General features: G+C 49.6%; 16 protein-coding genes. 15 read left to right on the top strand and 1 reads right to left on the bottom strand.

All coding sequences use genetic code 11. The features are described 5' to 3' along the window. Nucleotides 1-112: 112 nt before the first annotated feature. The 12 genes from rocF to RQP50_RS27020 all read left to right on the top strand — a co-directional run bounded on the left by rocF (nt 113) and on the right by RQP50_RS27020 (nt 14,315). On the top strand, nt 113-1,051 hold the full coding sequence (gene rocF, locus RQP50_RS27075) for an arginase (RefSeq protein ID WP_315747276.1): 939 nt from the start codon (nt 113-115) through the stop codon (nt 1,049-1,051). Between the two features lie 422 nt (nt 1,052-1,473). Continuing rightward, nucleotides 1,474-2,136: an L-serine ammonia-lyase, iron-sulfur-dependent subunit beta gene (gene sdaAB / locus RQP50_RS27070; RefSeq protein ID WP_021257203.1), complete on the top strand. Its 663-nt coding sequence runs from the start codon at nt 1,474-1,476 to the stop codon at nt 2,134-2,136. A gap of 27 nt (nt 2,137-2,163) precedes the next feature. Next, nucleotides 2,164-3,054 carry an L-serine ammonia-lyase, iron-sulfur-dependent, subunit alpha gene (gene sdaAA, locus RQP50_RS27065; RefSeq protein ID WP_315747275.1) on the top strand — a complete coding sequence of 297 codons (891 nt, stop codon included), beginning with the start codon at nt 2,164-2,166 and terminating at the stop codon, nt 3,052-3,054. Nucleotides 3,055-3,142: 88 nt separating this feature from the next. Beyond that, nucleotides 3,143-4,195 carry a type 2 isopentenyl-diphosphate Delta-isomerase gene (gene fni, locus RQP50_RS27060; RefSeq protein WP_315747274.1) on the top strand — a complete coding sequence of 351 codons (1,053 nt, stop codon included), beginning with the start codon at nt 3,143-3,145 and terminating at the stop codon, nt 4,193-4,195. Nucleotides 4,196-4,497: 302 nt separating this feature from the next. Next, nucleotides 4,498-5,061: an ECF-type riboflavin transporter substrate-binding protein gene (locus tag RQP50_RS27055; RefSeq protein ID WP_315747273.1), complete on the top strand. Its 564-nt coding sequence runs from the start codon at nt 4,498-4,500 to the stop codon at nt 5,059-5,061. 38 nt (nt 5,062-5,099) lie between these two features. Then, entirely contained in the window at nt 5,100-6,812 is a 1,713-nt protein-coding gene (locus RQP50_RS27050; protein ID WP_315747272.1) for an ABC transporter ATP-binding protein, read from the top strand. After that, entirely contained in the window at nt 6,805-7,632 is an 828-nt protein-coding gene (locus RQP50_RS27045; protein ID WP_315747271.1) for an energy-coupling factor transporter transmembrane component T family protein, read from the top strand. Before RQP50_RS27050 ends, RQP50_RS27045 begins: the two co-directional genes overlap by 8 nt. A gap of 293 nt (nt 7,633-7,925) precedes the next feature. Then, on the top strand, nt 7,926-9,299 hold the full coding sequence (locus RQP50_RS27040) for an ABC transporter substrate-binding protein (RefSeq protein ID WP_315747270.1): 1,374 nt from the start codon (nt 7,926-7,928) through the stop codon (nt 9,297-9,299). 119 nt (nt 9,300-9,418) lie between these two features. Continuing rightward, the gene (locus RQP50_RS27035; RefSeq protein ID WP_174808055.1) at nt 9,419-10,312 is read left to right on the top strand and encodes a carbohydrate ABC transporter permease; all 894 of its coding nucleotides are present in this window, start codon (nt 9,419-9,421) and stop codon (nt 10,310-10,312) included. A 117-nt stretch (nt 10,313-10,429) separates the two neighbouring features. Beyond that, nucleotides 10,430-11,233, top strand: coding sequence for a carbohydrate ABC transporter permease (locus RQP50_RS27030; protein WP_028533386.1), 804 nt, complete (start codon nt 10,430-10,432; stop codon nt 11,231-11,233). A 246-nt stretch (nt 11,234-11,479) separates the two neighbouring features. After that, entirely contained in the window at nt 11,480-12,832 is a 1,353-nt protein-coding gene (locus RQP50_RS27025) for a sodium-dependent transporter (RefSeq protein ID WP_315747269.1), read from the top strand. Between the two features lie 247 nt (nt 12,833-13,079). After that, complete coding sequence (locus RQP50_RS27020; protein ID WP_227774590.1) at nt 13,080-14,315, top strand: hypothetical protein; 1,236 nt, start codon at nt 13,080-13,082, stop codon at nt 14,313-14,315. 105 nt (nt 14,316-14,420) lie between these two features. On the opposite strand, the gene RQP50_RS27015 is transcribed toward RQP50_RS27020, so the two are convergent. Beyond that, nucleotides 14,421-14,564 carry a hypothetical protein gene (locus RQP50_RS27015; RefSeq protein ID WP_021257192.1) on the bottom strand — a complete coding sequence of 48 codons (144 nt, stop codon included), beginning with the start codon at nt 14,562-14,564 and terminating at the stop codon, nt 14,421-14,423. A gap of 505 nt (nt 14,565-15,069) precedes the next feature. Here RQP50_RS27015 and ychF point away from each other — a divergent pair. The 3 genes from ychF (at nt 15,070) to prmC (ending at nt 18,400) form a co-directional block, all read left to right on the top strand. Then, a complete protein-coding gene (gene ychF, locus RQP50_RS27010) occupies nt 15,070-16,170 on the top strand; it encodes a redox-regulated ATPase YchF (RefSeq protein ID WP_315747268.1) in 1,101 nt (366 codons plus the stop codon). A gap of 206 nt (nt 16,171-16,376) precedes the next feature. Then, a complete protein-coding gene (gene prfA / locus RQP50_RS27005) occupies nt 16,377-17,450 on the top strand; it encodes a peptide chain release factor 1 (protein ID WP_021257190.1) in 1,074 nt (357 codons plus the stop codon). Continuing rightward, nucleotides 17,447-18,400, top strand: a complete 954-nt coding sequence (gene prmC, locus RQP50_RS27000) for a peptide chain release factor N(5)-glutamine methyltransferase (protein ID WP_315747267.1) — start codon at nt 17,447-17,449, stop codon at nt 18,398-18,400. Before prfA ends, prmC begins: the two co-directional genes overlap by 4 nt. Nucleotides 18,401-18,561 lie beyond the last annotated feature (161 nt).

Genomic DNA, 18,561 nt, shown 5'->3' with positions numbered 1-18,561 from the left:
TAAGTCATGCCTATTTAGTTAGAGAAGGATATAGATGTGATCATAGACGCAGTGAATAAGTAGAAGTTCGAACGGATATTCCAGGATTGTCATATCGAAGGGAGCGATCAGTATGACAGCACAGGACAGACAGATGAACATGCCATTATCTATTATTCAAGTACCATTCGGTCTAGGGGCAGGACGGCGTGGTGCGGAGTTGGGACCGGAATGCCTGATGCAGATTGGACTGGTGCGGCATCTCAATCAATTAGGGATTACTGTGGGTGAGGAATGCCGTGTGGGCTGTACGGCTGCCGCTGTACATTCGGAGGCAGCAGCAACCGCAGCCCCGGTACGCAAGGCCAAGTATGTTGATGAAGTCATTGCGATGAGCGACGCCTTGTCCGAGCAGGTACAGGCATCTATAGAGTCGGGACGCTTCCCTCTGGTGCTGGGCGGAGATCATAGTATCGCCATTGGAACCTTGGCAGGCCTGACACAGCAATATCAGCAATTAGGTGTGATCTGGTTCGATGCACATGCAGACTTGAATACAGAAGAGACTAGTCCGTCAGGCAATGTGCATGGAATGTCACTGGCTGTGGCGCTGGGACGAGCAAGTTTGACCGAAGGTCAATGGAATTGGCCTGGCAAGTCGCTAAATCCGAAGAACATTGTACTTGTTGGCTCCCGAGATTTAGATCCTGGCGAGCGCTCCTATATTCGTGAGCAAGGAATTGCATGTTTTACGATGCATGATATTGATCGCTATGGCATGCTGCATGTGATGAAGGAGGCCATCCGAATTGCCAGTGATGGCACAGACGGGGTTCATTTAAGTTTCGATGTAGATAGTGTGGATCCTGTTGAGGCTCCGGGAACGGGTACACCGGTACGGGGTGGGGTAAGCTATCGGGAAGCCCATCTTGCGCTCGAACTTCTGCATGAGTCTGGTATTGTGACTTCCGCTGAATTCGTCGAGGTGAATCCTTCGCTGGATACAGACAATCGCACGGCACGGCTCGCGCTGGAGTTGATTGGCACCCTGCTTGGAGATCGAATCCTATAGGCTTCGACCCTATTGTTTTCGCATGACATGAACAGTTATACGATGGCATCCAAGTGAGGGCAGCATGTAGAGAAATTATCATAACAAATTCGTGTCCACATTCTGATCCTTTATTGTTCCGAAGCAGGGTTGTCATCCGGCGATAGCCCTGCTAGGATGAGTTTTGAATAAGCTGGTATTGGATGGTTTTAGCCGTAGAGAAAGCTGCCGTGATTGCGTACAATATAGAAGGTAGTGGAACCTAATCCTAGCACGGAATGATAACGACAGCATTGCAGCGCATTAGCAGATAGGTAAGAAGCAGAAGCGGATCTTATTGCATCTCAATCCTACGCTGTTCGTGCGCTAATAGCTATGTAATGATAGATCGTGACCAAGCGTGTGCATGATGAGAAGGGGATGTCGACGAAGGGGGAAGCGCGATGAAATATCGCAGTGTATTTGACATTATCGGCCCAATCATGGTGGGGCCATCCAGCTCGCATACAGCGGGAGCAGCAAAGATTGGTCGATTGGCACGAAGTATTTTCGGCAGACAGCCGAAGCGGGTTCATATCTCCCTATACGGCTCATTCGCTGAGACTTACCGGGGGCATGCGACAGATGTTGCCATTGTTGCTGGTGTGCTCGATTACGATACGAACGATGCAAGATTGCCGGACTCATTGAAATATGCAGAAGACGCAGGAATGGAGGTTATCATCACACCTGAGGAAGCTGTACCGGAGCATCCCAACACTGCCCGAATCCGGATGACGGACGAGCACGATGAGATGGAGGTTGCAGGAATTTCAATCGGTGGCGGGAAGGTTGAAATTACAGAGCTGGACGGGTTCCGTCTGAAGCTCTCTGGGCAGTGTCCTGCGATACTCGTTATGAATCATGATCGGTATGGAGTTATTGCGGGTGTGACCAATATATTGAGCGGAGAACAGGTGAATATCGGGCATATGGAAGTAAGCCGCAAGGAGAAGGGGAAGATGGCGCTCATGGTCATTGAGACGGATGAGGCGATTGCCGAACCAATCCTGCAGCAAATTCGAGAGCTCCCTGGAGTAAATCGTGTGCTTCGAATGGAAGACTAAATACGATAGAAGGAAGGAGGAGCAGTTATGTTTCGCAATGTGGCAGAATTAATCGCAATTACTGAAGAACGGCAATGTAAAATCTCCGATGTGATGATTGAGCAGGAAATGGAAATGCGTCAATGCTCGCGTGAGAAGGTGATCGAGCAGATGACGCGGAACTTGGATGTGATGGAGCAGGCAGTTGAGCGCGGCTTAGCAGGCGTTCGTTCCCATTCTGGGCTGACCGGCGGCGATGCGGTAAAGCTTCAACAATATATTCAATCTGGACAGTCCCTCTGTGGGGACACGCTGCTGGATGCCGTGAGCAAGGCGGTCGCAACGAATGAAGTCAATGCTGCGATGGGGCTTATCTGTGCCACGCCGACCGCGGGTTCGGCGGGGGTCGTTCCGGGTACCTTGTTCGCATTGAAGGACAAATTAAATCCTACCCGCGAGCAGATGGTGGAATTCCTGTTCACATCCGGAGCGTTCGGACTTGTCGTTGCGAACAATGCATCGATCAGCGGAGCAGCTGGCGGCTGCCAGGCAGAAGTCGGATCAGCAGCTGGGATGGCTGCGGCTGCCATTGCTGAATTGGCAGGGGGAAGCCCCAAGCAATCCGCGCATGCGATGGCAATTGCGCTGAAGAACATGCTGGGGCTTGTATGCGATCCTGTTGCAGGTCTCGTGGAAGTGCCGTGTGTGAAACGAAATGCCATGGGCGCAGCGATTGCCATGGTCGCAGCAGATATGGCACTGGCGGGTGTAGAGAGTGTCATCCCGTGCGATGAGGTGATTGAGGCGATGTTCCGCATTGGTCAGACGATGCCATCGACGATGAGGGAGACAGCGCGCGGAGGGCTTGCGGTTACGCCAACGGGAGAGCGATTGAAGCGGCAAATTTTCGGTGCGGAAGAACCGAAGGAAGAGGCTTAATCGGGGCTTGAACGGCGGATGAAGGAGAATTGCAAACTGTAGCTGACAGGCCATAACTGCACATACGATCAGGTGAGGAGGTGCGCCGATGCGGAAACGTCAGCCAGATTCGGCATCGTTGACCGAGCAGCGCAAGACAGAGCATATTCGAATATGCCTCGAACAACCAGTGAACGGAGTAGGGATAACAACAGGGCTGGAGCAATATCGCTTCGTCCATCAGGCATTGCCCGAAGTTGATTTTCGGGAGATCGAATTGAAGACAGAATGGCTTGGCAAGGAAGTTCGCACACCGCTGCTGATTAGCTCTATGACTGGAGGAAGCAGTCATGCGGCACCAATCAATCGCAGGCTGGCTGCCGTGGCTGAAGCCCGGGGCTGGGCGATGGGTGTAGGCTCCGTACGCGCTGCGGTGGAGAATCCCGAGGTCGCGGGTACGTTTCGCATCCGCGACCTAGCCCCTACCATTCCGTTATACTCCAATATTGGTGCCGTTCAGCTTAATGTTGGGATGGGAATTGAGCAGTGCCGCCGTGCGGTAGAGCTCGTCGAGGCGGACGGGCTTATTTTGCATTTGAATGCGATGCAGGAAGTGTTCCAGCCGGAGGGGGATGTCAATTTCTCCGGTCTGCTTCGCCGTATCGAGCAGCTATGCCGCGAGTTGGACGTGCCGGTCGGCGTGAAAGAGGTTGGCTGGGGCATTGCGCCGGATACAGCGAAGCAGCTTGTGGAAGCAGGCGTAGCCTTCATCGATGTTGCAGGGGCGGGTGGAACCTCATGGAGCCAGGTTGAGAAACTGCGTGCTCGCGATGCTGTCATGCAGCGTGCCGCGGAGGCCTTTGCCGATTGGGGCATTCCGACCGCAGTCAGTGTGCAGCAGGTACGCAAAGCGCTACCGAATCAGCCTGTTATCGCGAGCGGCGGATTACATACAGGAGTCGATGCGGCCAAGTCGATTGCTCTTGGTGCCGACGTGGCTGGTTTCGGGCGCTCACTGCTTGCTGCAGCAGCAGATTCCGAAGAAGCGGTTGATCAGGTTCTGGCTCAGGTGGAAGCTGAGCTGCGGATTGCCATGTTCGGCATTGGGGTGCGTACAATACAAGAACTGCGTCATACAGAACGTTTGGTTCGGCTGCTGTAATCGTCACCGTGGATTGAATATCTGATCGGCATAATTCGGGATAAACGGAATAATATCGTTATATCTATTGCTTTTATAGATAAAATATATGGTTTCCTCCCAATAATCCCTAGTTTTCGGTGCAAAAGGCTAGAAAAACTCGGTTTTGGTAAATAAAACCTGTATCCATACTATGGAAAATCCTTTATATTATGATTGGAATCACAATCTAACGTTCGGATTTAATAAATCGTGATGAGGCCACCTCTCGAACGGGCGAGCGTCGATACCTATTTTGAGTGAGAAGGAAGGGTTGCATAAGGATGAAGCAATCAATTTTCGACTTTAACACCAAAACGGTAGTCGCCATCGGCATCGGGGCAGCATTGTACGGCTTGCTAAGCACAGTCACTATTCCGTTAGTGCCGCAGACCGGATTGCGTCCGGCAATTGCCATTCTGACCATCTTCGGTGCCATGTTTGGACCGATCGTTGGATTTTTGAGTGGAGCCATCGGGCATATCATTACTGATTTGACTTGGGGCGGCGGAACAATCTGGTGGACATGGGTGCTCGGGTCGGCTATTTCCGGCTTTGGGATGGGACTTGTGTATTTGAATTCGTCATTCAACATTAAGGAAGGACGCTCCTCGAAGGGCAGCATTATAGCATTGGCGATAACCGGATCGCTTGCGCTTGCTGCTGGCTTTGGTGTGTCCAGTATTTTAGATGTGTATTTGTTCGGAGAGCCGGCAGATAAGATGTGGGTACAGTTCACGGCTTCCACGCTGGCGAATATTGGCGTTCACTTGGTGCTTGGATTGTTGGCTGTGCTGGCACTACTTCAAATGAATCGCAACAACTCGAATCTGCGAGTGCAGAAATAATGCAGCGCCCAAGTTTGAAGACAGGAGCTACAGATTCAATGAAAGAACCGCTTATCTCGTTTCGAGATTTTAGCTTTCAATACCGCAGTTTGTCCGAACCGACATTGCGAAATGTGAACCTGGATATTTACCCAGGAGAAAAAATATTAATTGCCGGCCCAAGCGGCTGCGGCAAATCGACTTTGGCCCATTGTATGAATGGGCTAATTCCTTTTACGTATAGTGGAACGATAACGGGAGAGTACACGCTTAAGGGGAAGCGTCCCTCAGAGCTTAGCATTTTTGAGATTAGCCGCAGCGTTGGGACGATTCTGCAGGATCAGGATGGACAGTTCATTGGTCTGTCGGTAGGGGAAGACGTAGCGTTCGCTTTTGAAAATGATTGCATGAAAACGGCGGATATGAAGCCTAAGGTGACGAAGGCATTGGAAGTCGTGGACATGCTTCCTTATATCGATCATAGTCCGCATGAACTGTCGGGCGGTCAGAAGCAGCGTGTGTCGCTGGCTGGTGTGCTGTCGATGGATGCGGATATTTTGCTGTTCGATGAGCCGCTTGCGAACTTGGATCCGGCAAGCGGCAAGCAGGCCATCGAGTTGATGGATCATATTCATAGCGAGACAAATAAGACGATTATTATTATTGAGCATCGGATTGAGGATGTACTGGAGCAGCATGTTGATCGCATTGTCCTCATGTCAGAAGGTCGTATTGTTCAGATCGGAACGCCTGATGAGATGCTGGCTTCTTCGATCATGCAGCAGCATGGATTAAGAGAGCCCTTATATGTCTCTGCGCTGAAATACGCTGGCTATGTATGCAAGCCTGAGGACAAGCCTTCTTCTCTACTTGCGATTAGCAACAATGATGAGGCAAGGGAATACCTATCCGATTGGGTCGCTGGGGAAGGAGTTGCCTCTCGCCAGACAGAACGGACTTCGATGCTGGAGATGGATAATGTTCGCTTCTCTTATGACGGCGAACGGGAAGTGATTCGGGGAGTATCGCTGACGATCGGTGCTGGCGAGCGAATTGCACTGCTCGGGAACAATGGCGCAGGCAAGTCCACGCTATCACATTTGTTGACGGGAATAGCTGCGCCGACGGCGGGCACGATCAAGCTGAATGGGGAAGATATCCGCTCGTGGTCGATTCGGAAAAGGGGCGGACATATCGGATATGTGATGCAGAACCCGAACCACATGATTACACAGCCTATGATTCGTGAAGAAGTGGCCTTCGGACTGCGCATGCGAGGCATGAAGGAAGAAGAGGTCATGGCGCGCGTTGAGGAGACACTGCGTATATGCGGTCTATACGGATATCGGGAATGGCCGGTATCTGCGCTCAGTTATGGACAGAAGAAGCGGGTGACCATTGCTTCGATTTTAGCAATGAAGCCGAATCTTATGATTCTGGACGAGCCGACAGCAGGTCAAGATCATAAGCACTATACGGAGTTTATGAGTTTTATTTCTGAGCTGGCGAACAGCGGTATGTCTTTCCTGTTCATTACCCATGATATGCACTTAGCTTTGGAATATACGGAGCGTGCAGCTGTATTATGCAATGGGGAGCTGATTGCAATTGGCGATACCGCTCATGTGCTGACCCATATGGAGGCGATTGAACGAGCCAATGTGAAGGAGACTTCACTTGGCACGCTTGCCCGTCTGACTGGCGTGTGCGAGCCGGAGGCGCTTGTGCGCAAATTCATCGACCACGAGAAGCGGGTGAAGCATCATGAGTAAATCAGGTATGCTCTATATTGAACGGGATACGCTGTTCCATCGTATGGATGGAGCAGCGAAGATGCTTGTGCTGGCTGTGTGGACCGTAATCGTATTTTTATTTCAGGATTTGCGAATATTCGTGCCCCTGTTTGGGATTGGTCTTGTCCTTCTTATAAATGCGCAGTTGCCATGGAAGCGAATTCGGCTGCTCGTCTGGCTGATGATCGTATTTAATATATTCAATTCTTTATTCAGTTTATTAATTACACCGGCTTATGGCAGTACATTGACAGGTACGACTACTGTGCTTCTCGATATGGGCTACAACGTATTGACATTGGAGACCGTTATCTATGTATTTACATTGTCCATGAAGTATATGTCTCTTATGCCGATAACCGTCTTGTTCATCTATACGACGCATCCGACACGGATGGCGAGCAGCTTGAATCGAATCGGCGTTCCTTACAAAATCGCCTACGCGTTCAGTATCGCATTTCGCTATATTCCAGATTTGCAGGCGGAATTCCGGCATATCTCGAATGCCATGCAGGCGCGTGGACTTGGATTCGGCAAGGGCGAGGGCACAATTGTGCAGCGGCTTAAGCATTTTGTATCCATTACGACACCGCTCGTACTCTCCTCGCTGCATCGCATTGAGACGATATCGAATGCAATGGACTTGCGCGGTTTCGGGAAGCATTCGAAGCGTACGTGGTTCTCGTCGACGGAGTGGCATCGTGAAGATTATATCGTGGTCATCGTCAGCGTACTCGTGCTTGCCGCAGCGATTATATGGCGAGTGCAAGGGTTCGGGACATTTTGGTATCCATTTTAACGAATTCGTTACGAAGGAATCGTAATGTATATACACCCTCTTGGGTTCCTCTAGGATAGAGCATGCATGATGCTGTGCATGACTATCTGGGACACCCGGGAGGGTGTTTTCTTTTTTTGACACCGGATCATGGAATCAATGGAATCGTAGGAATCTACTTGAGAATCTATCATTAACAAAACATTTATATGGAATTAACACTCTCTTGCTAGAGCAAGGTTATGGTATGAAAGGGTGGTGTGAGACATACCATCTCAATAAGGACGATATTGGAAAAGGGGAGAATACGGAATATGCAAATGCGCGCTAAGTGGATGCTACTTCTGTTTATGTGTTTTACGCTGCTGGTAGGCTGCGGCCAGTCAGGGACAGCAGGAGGAACAAAGACGCCAGAGAAAGGTGCGACGCAGGAGGGGGCGACAGCAGCTCCAGCCGATAACGCAACCACACCGAAGGATGAGAATGTGGAGTTAACATTCTATTTTCCTATCGCGGTTGGTGGTCCACTGACGAAAGTGGTTGAGGGTATGACGGCGAAGTTCGCCGAGAAGCACCCGCACATCACAGTGAAGCCTGTTTATACAGGCAGTTATGCAGATACGACGACGAAGATTCAAGCTGGCATCCAAGCCAAGCAGCCGCCGGATGTAGCGGTTATGCTGTCTACGGAACTGTTCAGCATGCTGGATACGAATGCAATCCTTCCGCTTGATGACTTTATCGCGAAGGAAGGCAACGGTTTCCTTGATGATTTCTACCCAGCTTTCATGGCGAACTCGCAAGTTGAGAACAAGACATACAGTATCCCTTTCCAACGCAGTACTATCGTTCTTTATTACAACAAGGATGCTTTCAAAGAAGTTGGCCTAAACCCGGATCAACCGCCGAAGACTTGGGCTGAGCTTACAGAATATGCAACGAAGCTGAAAAAAGACGGTCGCCAAGGCATCGAGGTGCCAGGATCCGGATTTGCTTATTGGATGTTCCAACTGTTCTCCCTGCAGAACATGGCTGATCCAAAAGGCAACCTCATGTCCCAAGACGGCAAGAAAGTATTCTTTGATACACCAGAGAATGTAGAAGCATTGCAGTATTGGCAAGACCTGTCGAAGAAGCATAAGGTAATGCCGGAAGGTATTGTAGAATGGGCAACGGTTCCTACAGACTTCTTAGAGCAGAAGACTGCTATGATGATTCATACTACGGGCAACCTGACGAATGTGAAGAATAACGCTAAATTCGACTTCGGTGTTGCATTCCTGCCGATGAACAAGCAGTACGGTTCACCTACAGGCGGCGGCAACTTGTATATCTTCAAGGACATCGATCCAAAGAAACAAGCAGCAGCCTGGGAATTCATCAAGTTCATGACAGAGCCGGAGCAAGCTGCTCAATGGAGTATTGATACGGGCTATGTTGGCGTTCGCAAGTCAGCGTACGACACAGATGTGATGAAGAAATATGCAGCTGAGTTCCCGCAAGCAGTTGTTGCACGTGATCAATTGGAGCACGCTTACGCGGAATTGTCTACGCACAACAATGGTAAAGTCTCCAAAGCATTGACGGATCAAGTGCAAGCGGTGCTGACAGGCACGACGGATCCGGCATCTGCATTGAAGAAGGCGCAGGAAGAGGCTGATCGCGCACTGAAGCCGTTCAACAAGTAATACACGCTCAAGATGCAATCGCATGCCTTATGTGCATGCTGTATCGGCAGGGCTTAGGCCCTGCCGATTTATATACATCATGAACTTACTAGAATTCATTGGAGAAGGAGGTCAGGATGATGACCGCCAAATGGAAAGAACGTCTATCCCGCAATACATTGGCATGGGCGCTGCTGCTCCCGTCCCTGTTGTTTCTCATGCTCTTCACCTATTATCCAATGCTGAAGACAGCCTGGCTCAGTATGTATCAATCTGACCTGGCTACACCGGAGCCGGTATTTGTAGGGCTTGATAACTTTACTGCACTGTTCCAAGACCCTGTATTCCAGAAAGTATTCAGCAATAATATATGGTTTGCGATTGGCACAGTGCCTACTTCCATGGCGCTTGCTTTCATTATGGCGCTGTTCGCTGATAAGGCACTAGCGGGACGTTCATTCTCTCGTGTGGCATTTTTCTATCCGAATATGATTCCAATGATCGCGGTAGCGAATATTTGGCTGTTTATATACACACCTCAGTATGGTTTGTTGGCTCAACTGGCGAAGTGGGTTGGACAGTCGGCGGACATGAATATGTTGGGGCATCCCGATACGGTCATGTGGGCTATGATCGTCATGATGATATGGAAGGAAGCAGGATACTTCATGATCTTCTACTTGGCCGGACTTCAGAATATTCCGAAGGACTTATATGAATCGGCCTCGGTAGACGGCATTGGTACTTGGAAGGTAACGACACGGATTACAATCCCATTGACGATGCCTACTACGCTGTTTGTAGCAGTTGTAGCGCTGACGAATGCATTCAAGCTTGTGGATCATTTGTGGATTATGACCAAGGGTGGTCCAGACAATGCGAGCAGCCTGCTTCTGTATCACATTTATGACACAGCCTTCAGCTTCTACGATCAAGGAATGGCGGCGACCATGACTGTCATTATGATCGCACTGCTCTTGGTACTATCATCACTACAATTTTTCGGCTGGGATCGCAAGATCCATTATCAATAAAGGAGGCGCCTTATGGACAAATCAGTTGGGATCAACACAGAATTTAGTACAGGCGCCGTAGGCCGTAGGCCGCCTTTATCGGATCGAGCCTTGAAGATCGAACGGACGAAGCGACGGATGAAGCAGTGGCTCTGGCATGCGATTATGCTCGTGGTCAGCGTCGTGTGGTTTGTGCCGCTCATCTGGATGTTATGGACGGCGTTCCGTCCCAAGGATGCGGGCATGAATTCATTCTGGTCATGGGAGTGGACGTTAGCTAACTTTGCAAAGGTATGGGAAGGTGCTCCATTTGCCCAGTATTATTTGAACACCTTCACGATTGCAGGAGGAGTGCTGCTTGCGCAGCTTCTCAGCCTAACACTGGCTGCTTACGCATTTGCACGCCTGCGCTTCTTCGGGAAAGACGCTGTATTTATGCTGTTCTTGGTACAACTTATGGTACCAGCGGATGTTCTTATTTTCTCGAACTACCATGTATTGAAGGAGTTTGGTTTGCTGGATACGAAGCTGGGCATCATGCTGCCATACTTCGCATCAGCATTCGGGATATTTCTGCTCCGCCAGACATTTAAGCAGCTGCCGCTTGAATTGGAGGAAGCAGCGATGGTGGAAGGCTGCTCTCGCCTGGGCATTTTGTGGCGCATCTTCGTGCCGTTGTCTGCGCCTGTATATATCTCATTTGCGGTTGTATCGGTCAGCTATCAGTGGAATAACTTCCTGTGGCCGCTGATTGTGACGAACTCCGTAGAGAATCGTCCGCTTACCGTAGGGCTTGCTATGTTTGCTCAGTCTTTCGAGACGGGGGCGCAGTGGGCAGAAGTAAGTGCGGCAACATTGCTTGTTGTAGGGCCGCTGATTCTTGGATTTTTGCTGTTCCAGCGCAAATTTATTAGCAGCTTCATGCACTCAGGAATTAAGTAAGAGCCACTCTTGGCTGCACGGATGTGAATAGCTCGATCTAAGGCGCTCTTTGGCTGCTCACGCAGCACAAGGGGTGCCTTTTTTCATATGGATGCTGCATGGAGATTGGTATGCTTGAAGTAGGTTGGAGGATTTGAGAAATATTACATTCGATTCGGAGCGCATTTTTGAATAAAATGGAGTTTATCTCAGTCCTTGGGGCACCCTAGAAAATACAGCAGGAAAGAAGGAGTGGCATACCCATTTATGTCAAATAAGCAATCAAAGCAGGATCCTCAGAAGGGAAATAAGACGGAGCAATTCAGCTCTGCAGGATTTATATTGGCCGCTATCGGCAGTTCAGTCGGGCTGGGCAACATGTGGAAGTTCCCATACGTTACGGGGCAAAATGGAGGAGGAGCATTCTTCCTATTATTCATCGCCTGTCTCTTAATTGTTGGCTTGCCAGTATTGCTTGGCGAACTGGCTGTTGGACGTGGCGGACGCGGTGACGCAGTCTCTGCTTTCACCACTTTATCACGCAAAAGAGGATGGGGCGTACTGGGATTCATCGCCGTATTGGCTGCCTTCCTGATTATGACGTATTACAGCACGATTGCGGGATGGACGCTCCATTATGCAGTTGAGTCGGTATCCGGAATCTTGTTCCAAAGCGGCGATTATGCGGAACACTTCAAGCTCTTCACCGGAGGGATGATGCCGATTGTCTGGCAGATCGTCGTGTTTGCCTTAACCGGATTCATCATTGCCAGAGGGATATCTGGTGGTATTGAGAAGTTCAATAAGATTGTTATTCCGGGCCTGCTCATCATTTTATTGGTTATGATGGTGCGTACGCTTACGCTGGACGGCGCTGCTGAAGGAATCTCTTATTTCCTGAAGCCTGACTTCTCACAGTTGACCTTCCATTCCGCACTGATGGCATTGGGGCTTGCATTTTTCTCCTTGTCGCTTGGTATGGGGGCCATGCTGACGTATGGTGCATACGTAGACAAGCATCAATCGCTGCCACTAGCAACTATTGCAGTAGGAGCGGGTGATTTAATCTATGCGCTTATTGCAGGGTTGATCATCTTCCCAACGATATTTACATTTGGAATTGAACCGGATTCAGGGCCGGGACTTGTCTTCGTTGCTCTCCCTGCAGCATTCGCCTCGATGCCTTATGGTGCTTTGTTCGGCGGCTTGTTCTTCTTGCTTCTGGCAATTGCTGCGGTTACGTCTTGCTTGGCCCTTGCGGAAGTGCCTGTAGCCTATATCATGCGCCGCTACAACTTGGGGCGTGGCAAGGCAACCTTCTTTGTGATTGCTGCCATGTACATCATCGGACTTCCGTGCACGCTGGCAGCGGGAGGGGTTCTGGAGGAGGCGACGCTGGGCGGCCGTAACTTCTTCCAATGGATTGATTTCCTGACCTCGAATGTGATGCTGCCACTGGGCGGTTTGTTCGTAACGCTGCTTGTCGGATACGCATGGAAGCAGTCCGGAGAAGAGACGGGTCTCTCTCCCGTATGGAGAAGTATATGGCTGTTCACGATGCGCATTATAGCTCCTGTGCTCATAATATTGATTTTCTTGTCGTCGATCGGCTTGGTCTAAATTAGAAATGCCGAACAACGCCCCAGATGGCTGGATGAGCCTTCCGGGGCGTTGTTTTGTATTGCCTATTCATCTAAAGGGGGAGAATGTCATGCTACTTATCATTCACCAATCAGTGATGATTTGAATCATCTTTGAATATGATTTCTTAACATTCACTTGCACGGCTGCGGGCTGTTTCTGCTGATGTGTTCTTTTTTCGACATATTTCGATAAAACCATTCCAAAGTTGACATGAGATGATATAATGGAAATTAAAACCACAGCCCCTGTAACTCGGGCGGCTTATGGAGGCGTAGAGAAAATGGGCTTGGCTAATGGGGCAGGATCGGTATATTCGTTCGGCTCAGAAGACAATGTGCCGGAATTGCTCTGTGTCATGGAGAACGGATCGATGGAGCAATCGGCGGAGGCGGCTCAAGCATTATTCGAGCAGCTGTGTATGGAGCATGGTGTCCATGAAGCAACTAGTGCGCTGATCGAGCCGCTCTTGGATATTTTGACCGTACGATATAAGTCGGTTGCGAAGGCATCCATCTTGAATGGGATAGCGCAAGTACTGCGAACGGTGATGGACTGCCATCTTCCATTTGGGGTGACACCCTCTCGATATCGCCATGCTGATGATGCGGAGACTAGAGATATTGCCTCCCAGGTGGAGCAGAGCTGGCTTCACGTACTTCGTGAGCGCTATGCAGACTGGACGTCTCTCATTCACGAAGATGATCGAACAGCAGTGCAGGTGATTTATGTACTGCATTTGCTCCAATGGACAGATGAGGCTGTTGAGGATACGCTGCAGGAGGCTTCCTTCCATGGCCTTACAGCACGTGTGCGCCTTAATGGCTTGCTTGCGTTGGCAGATTATCGGCACCGTATCGGTAAGCCATTCAACCCATCCATAGCGTTCGGACAGCATCAAGACGATGAGCTTCACGAAGCGATTCGCGCTGTATGCGTAGCTGTTACCGCTCCTGAGTCACTCGGTCTTCTGGAGATGAGCAAGCTTATATCGGGGTGTACGCTGCCTCGTATGGATCGCATTCAGTTTCCGTGGGCGGACGGCGCTATTGCGTCGGTATGTGCGCAAGCTGCATGTCGCTCCTTAAGTAAGGGGACAACCTTGGACGAACGAGCTGCTTTTTGGAAAGAAGCACTGGAGAAGACGATATCTGCTCATCAGCGCCGCTCACGGCAGGTAGTATGGGAGATAGGTGAGTCAACGGTTCAGTGGGATGAGGAGTGGCTGCAATGGAACTGGAACAGCCCGATGCTTGTCGCAGATGGGATGCTGTATTCTTTATTCCAGACGCCAGGTCAAGACGGTGGCGTTATGCAGAAGCAGGAAGATGGAACGGTATCGATCCATCCTGCAGCTGCACGTGTCATTAAGGTATGCTTGCAAAATCAAGTCGATATGCCGAATGCAGAACGCTACGGAGCGGGTATGACGATTCGTTCGCTGTATCGATTCATCACATAAGAGAAGCCTTGCTAGGTTAAGCCTACCTTCGGTGAAACAGGTAGATCGATTGGACAAGTTATGATGTGAATACACAATTGGACATTTGAAGCTGGCAAGACGGAACTAGTCCGTCTTTTTCTTTTTCTCGGAGAAAGGTGTTACGGATTTTGCTCCTTCAATAGTGTCATTTACGAACGCCATATCTTGATTTTTCGCTTTCATTGCCGTGGTGCCTTTATAATTACCACGATGCGATTTATTCTCCATAGTTGTACCCCTCACTTTACTCAAAAATGATGGAAATTGAATGTTGGATCCAGCTACAGCAATAGTATGTTCGGTGCACAGTCTCCTTATCCGAGAAGAGCCAAAGCAAGGTAAAGGAAACAGTTGACATAGATAACTAACAGACAACGCTACCTCGAAAATTTCAGATCTGGCTGCAAGTGGATGGATATGTACTTGGCTTCAGACAAGCAGCTCTTGAGTAAGGATTTATTATTCCGAACAATAAAAATTGCTAAGATCGCAGAAGTCTTTAGTGCTTTTCTGCTCTCCTGAAGTGAGCAAAAGTTGACAATACGGAAAAAATCTAGTCGATGACTAGGTTTTTTTTGCGTTGTTGGTTATAATGGTTAAGGAATTTTTGCGTGTTTTTTACACGCATCTTAACGATACATGAAACATAATTGATAGACTAGGTTTATGATAGTAAGGTAATGTTCGAAACAATGGTTATTCAAATATACGGTCTAAGGAGTTGTACTTATAAATGGCATTAAAAGCAGGTATTGTTGGGCTGCCTAACGTCGGCAAATCGACGTTGTTCAATGCGATTACACAAGCAGGGGCTGAATCGGCGAACTATCCGTTCTGTACGATCGATCCGAATGTCGGCGTGGTAGAGGTTCCAGATGAGCGCTTGGATAAGTTGACTGAGTTGGTTGTTCCAAACCGTACAGTTCCAACAGCGTTTGAATTTGTTGATATTGCCGGTCTGGTACGTGGTGCGAGCAAGGGCGAAGGGCTTGGGAACAAGTTCTTGGCTCACATTCGTGAAGTAGATGCAATCGTACACGTTGTGCGCTGCTTCGAAGACGAAAATATTACGCATGTTGACGGAAAGGTTGACCCAGTTAGCGATATTCAAACGATCAACTTGGAGCTCGTTCTGGCGGATTTGGAATCGGTCGAGAAGCGTCTTGATCGCACAAAGAAGAACATGAAGAGCGGCGACAAGAAGTATGTGGCAGAGGCTGCTGTATTGGAGCGCTTGAAAGAGGCGTTGTACAATGATAAGCCAGCACGCAGCTTGGAACTGAGCGACGAAGAAAAGGTGCTTGTACGCGACATGCACTTGCTCACGATGAAGCCAGTATTGTATGCGGCGAACGTAAGCGAAGATGGCGTGAAGGATGCGGATAGCAATCCATATGTACAGCAGGTACGTGACTTTGCCGCAGCTGAGAATGCAGAAGTTGTGCCGATTAGCGCAAAGGTAGAAGCAGAAATTGCTGAGCTTGAGGGCGAAGATAAGGAGATGTTCCTTGAAGAGCTTGGACTGGATGAGTCCGGTCTGAACCGCTTGATTAAGGCAGCCTATCGCTTGCTTGGTCTGTATACGTACTTTACTGCTGGTGTACAAGAAGTACGCGCTTGGACGATTCGCAAAGGGATGAAGGCCCCGCAAGCGGCAGGTGTTATCCACTCCGACTTCGAGCGCGGCTTCATTCGTGCCGAAGTGGTCTCTTATAATGATCTAGTTGCTGGCGGTTCTATGAATGCGGTGAAGGAACAGGGTAAGCTAAGATTGGAAGGTAAGGAATACGTTGTTCAAGACGGCGATGTTATGCATTTCCGCTTCAACGTATAGCGCTTCTGCTTCTTCGCTTGCTTAGCTAATGCAGTGAGATCATCTGCGCATTGTAATGCAGGTTGAGCGAGGGAATGGTTGCGGAACTGGTTATGGTGGAATGCCGTAATCATTCATTTATTGAAGCACGAACCATGATTGCGCAAATCAAGGTTCATGAATATACGTGGTAGTATCGAATTGGAGAAGAGAGGTGAGCGTGTATGATGTTAGATAGACTGCAATCCCTTGCGGATCGCTATGAGAAGTTGAGTGAATTGCTATGTGACCCGGATGTGGCGAACGAGCCGAAGAAGCTTCGTGAGTATTCGAAGGAGCAATCCGATCTGCAGCCAGCTTATGAAGCATTTATGGAATTTAAAAATGTACTTAGCGAACTGGATGCGGCGAAGGTAATGATGCAAGAGAAGCTTGACGATGAGATGCGCGAAATGGTGAAGATGGAAATCGAGGAACTGAGTGCGCGTCAAACGGAACTTGAGGAACGTATTCGTATTTTGCTGCTGCCGAAGGATCCGAATGATGACAAGAACGTGATCGTGGAAATTCGCGGTGCGGCAGGCGGTGATGAAGCTGCGCTCTTCGCTGCTGATTTATACCGCATGTACACGCGCTATGCGGATTCACAAGGATGGCGTACAGAGCTGATGGAAGCGAACATGAGCGATCTGGGCGGATTCAAAGAAGTTATCTTCTCGGTATCCGGTAAGGGTGCTTACAGCAAGCTGAAGTATGAGAGCGGCGCGCACCGCGTTCAACGCATACCGGCAACTGAATCAGGCGGACGTATTCATACGTCAACTTCGACTGTAGCTGTAATGCCAGAGGTAGATGAAGTAGAAGTCGAAATATTCGATAAAGATATTCGTGTTGATACATTCTGCTCTTCTGGTGCGGGCGGCCAGTCCGTCAACACAACGAAGTCGGCGGTACGTGTTACACATATTCCAACAGGGATCATGGCTACGTGTCAGGACGGGAAGTCTCAGAACGATAATAAGGCGAAGGCATTGCAAGTCTTGCGTGCCCGCATCTATGAAATTAAGCGTCAAGAGGAAGAAGCCAAGTACGCTGGCGAGCGCAAAAGTAAGGTTGGAACGGGTGATCGCAGTGAACGGATTCGGACGTACAACTATCCGCAGAGCCGTGTGACAGATCATCGTATCGGCTTGACTCTGCATAAGCTTGATCAAATTATGAACGGCGATGTGGAGGAACTCATCCAAACGCTTACGTTGACTGAACAAGCGGAGCTGCTGGAAAGGGAGAATCAAGCATGAGTGAGCCTTGCGGACGGAATGAGGAGCGTAGTCAGCTAAATGCGGCAGACAGAGCTCCATATCGCCTCGCATGGCCTGCAACAATAAGAGAAGCCTGGGTACAGGCTTCTTCTTTTTTAGCAGAGAATGGAGTCGATGATGCTGCACATCATGCCGAACTGCTGCTGCGGCATGTGCTGGGTATGGAGCGAGTCGCTTACTTGGTTGCATTGACAGAGCTGATGCCTGAAGATGCAATCCATGCTTTTGAATCGGCAGTGACACGGCGATCTGCGGGTGAGCCGACCCAATATATTATTGGGGATGTTTACTTCTATGGTTTGCCGTTCGAAGTGACGTCGGATGTGCTTATCCCAAGGCCGGAGACAGAGCTCCTCGTGGAGGCAATTCTGACTGAAGCTGACCTGATCTGGTCGCAAGATGAATCACTTCATGTTGTGGATATTGGTACCGGCAGCGGTGCAATTGCTTGTACATTGGCACATGAGCGTCCACATTGGCATATCACGGCTGGCGATATCTCGCCAGCGGCGCTTGCTGTCGCGAAGCGAAATGCGGGGCGGCTTGGCGTTGCAGAGCGGATGTCGTGGAAACAGGGGGATTTGCTGGCGCCGTTCGCTGGAAGTGAATTGGACATTCTCGTATCCAATCCACCTTATATTCCGGCAGGTGATATCGCGGATCTGATGCGTGAGGTGCGCGACTATGAGCCGCGTACGGCGCTGGATGGTGGAGCGGATGGCTTGGATCCGTATCGACGGCTTGTCACCATGCTGTCCGAGCTTGGCAAGGCTCCACGAATGATTGGCTTTGAAGTGGGTCAAGGACAAGCGCAAGATGTGGCGGCAATGCTCGCGCAAGCTGGTTATGATGAGAAGCTGATCATTGTGCCTGACCTGGCTGGTATTGAGCGCCATGTGATTGGTGTTCGACACTTAGGAGGAATTTAGCTCTATAAGGACTGTTCCATGACGCAGAAAACATATCTGCGACTAGGACAGTCCTTTTTTGTGCATTAAAAAGTGGGGTATCGGTTCATAGGCTGCATGATAACCACCAGTTTCACCTAAGACTTTGACGAATCTATCTATCAAAAAACACTATTGATAGG

This window comes from Paenibacillus suaedae (genome assembly GCF_032337355.1).
In the GTDB taxonomy this organism is placed as follows: domain Bacteria; phylum Bacillota; class Bacilli; order Paenibacillales; family Paenibacillaceae; genus Paenibacillus_B; species Paenibacillus_B suaedae.
Note: the sequence above shows the minus strand (reverse complement) of the source record. Positions and strands in the feature narration are given on the sequence as shown.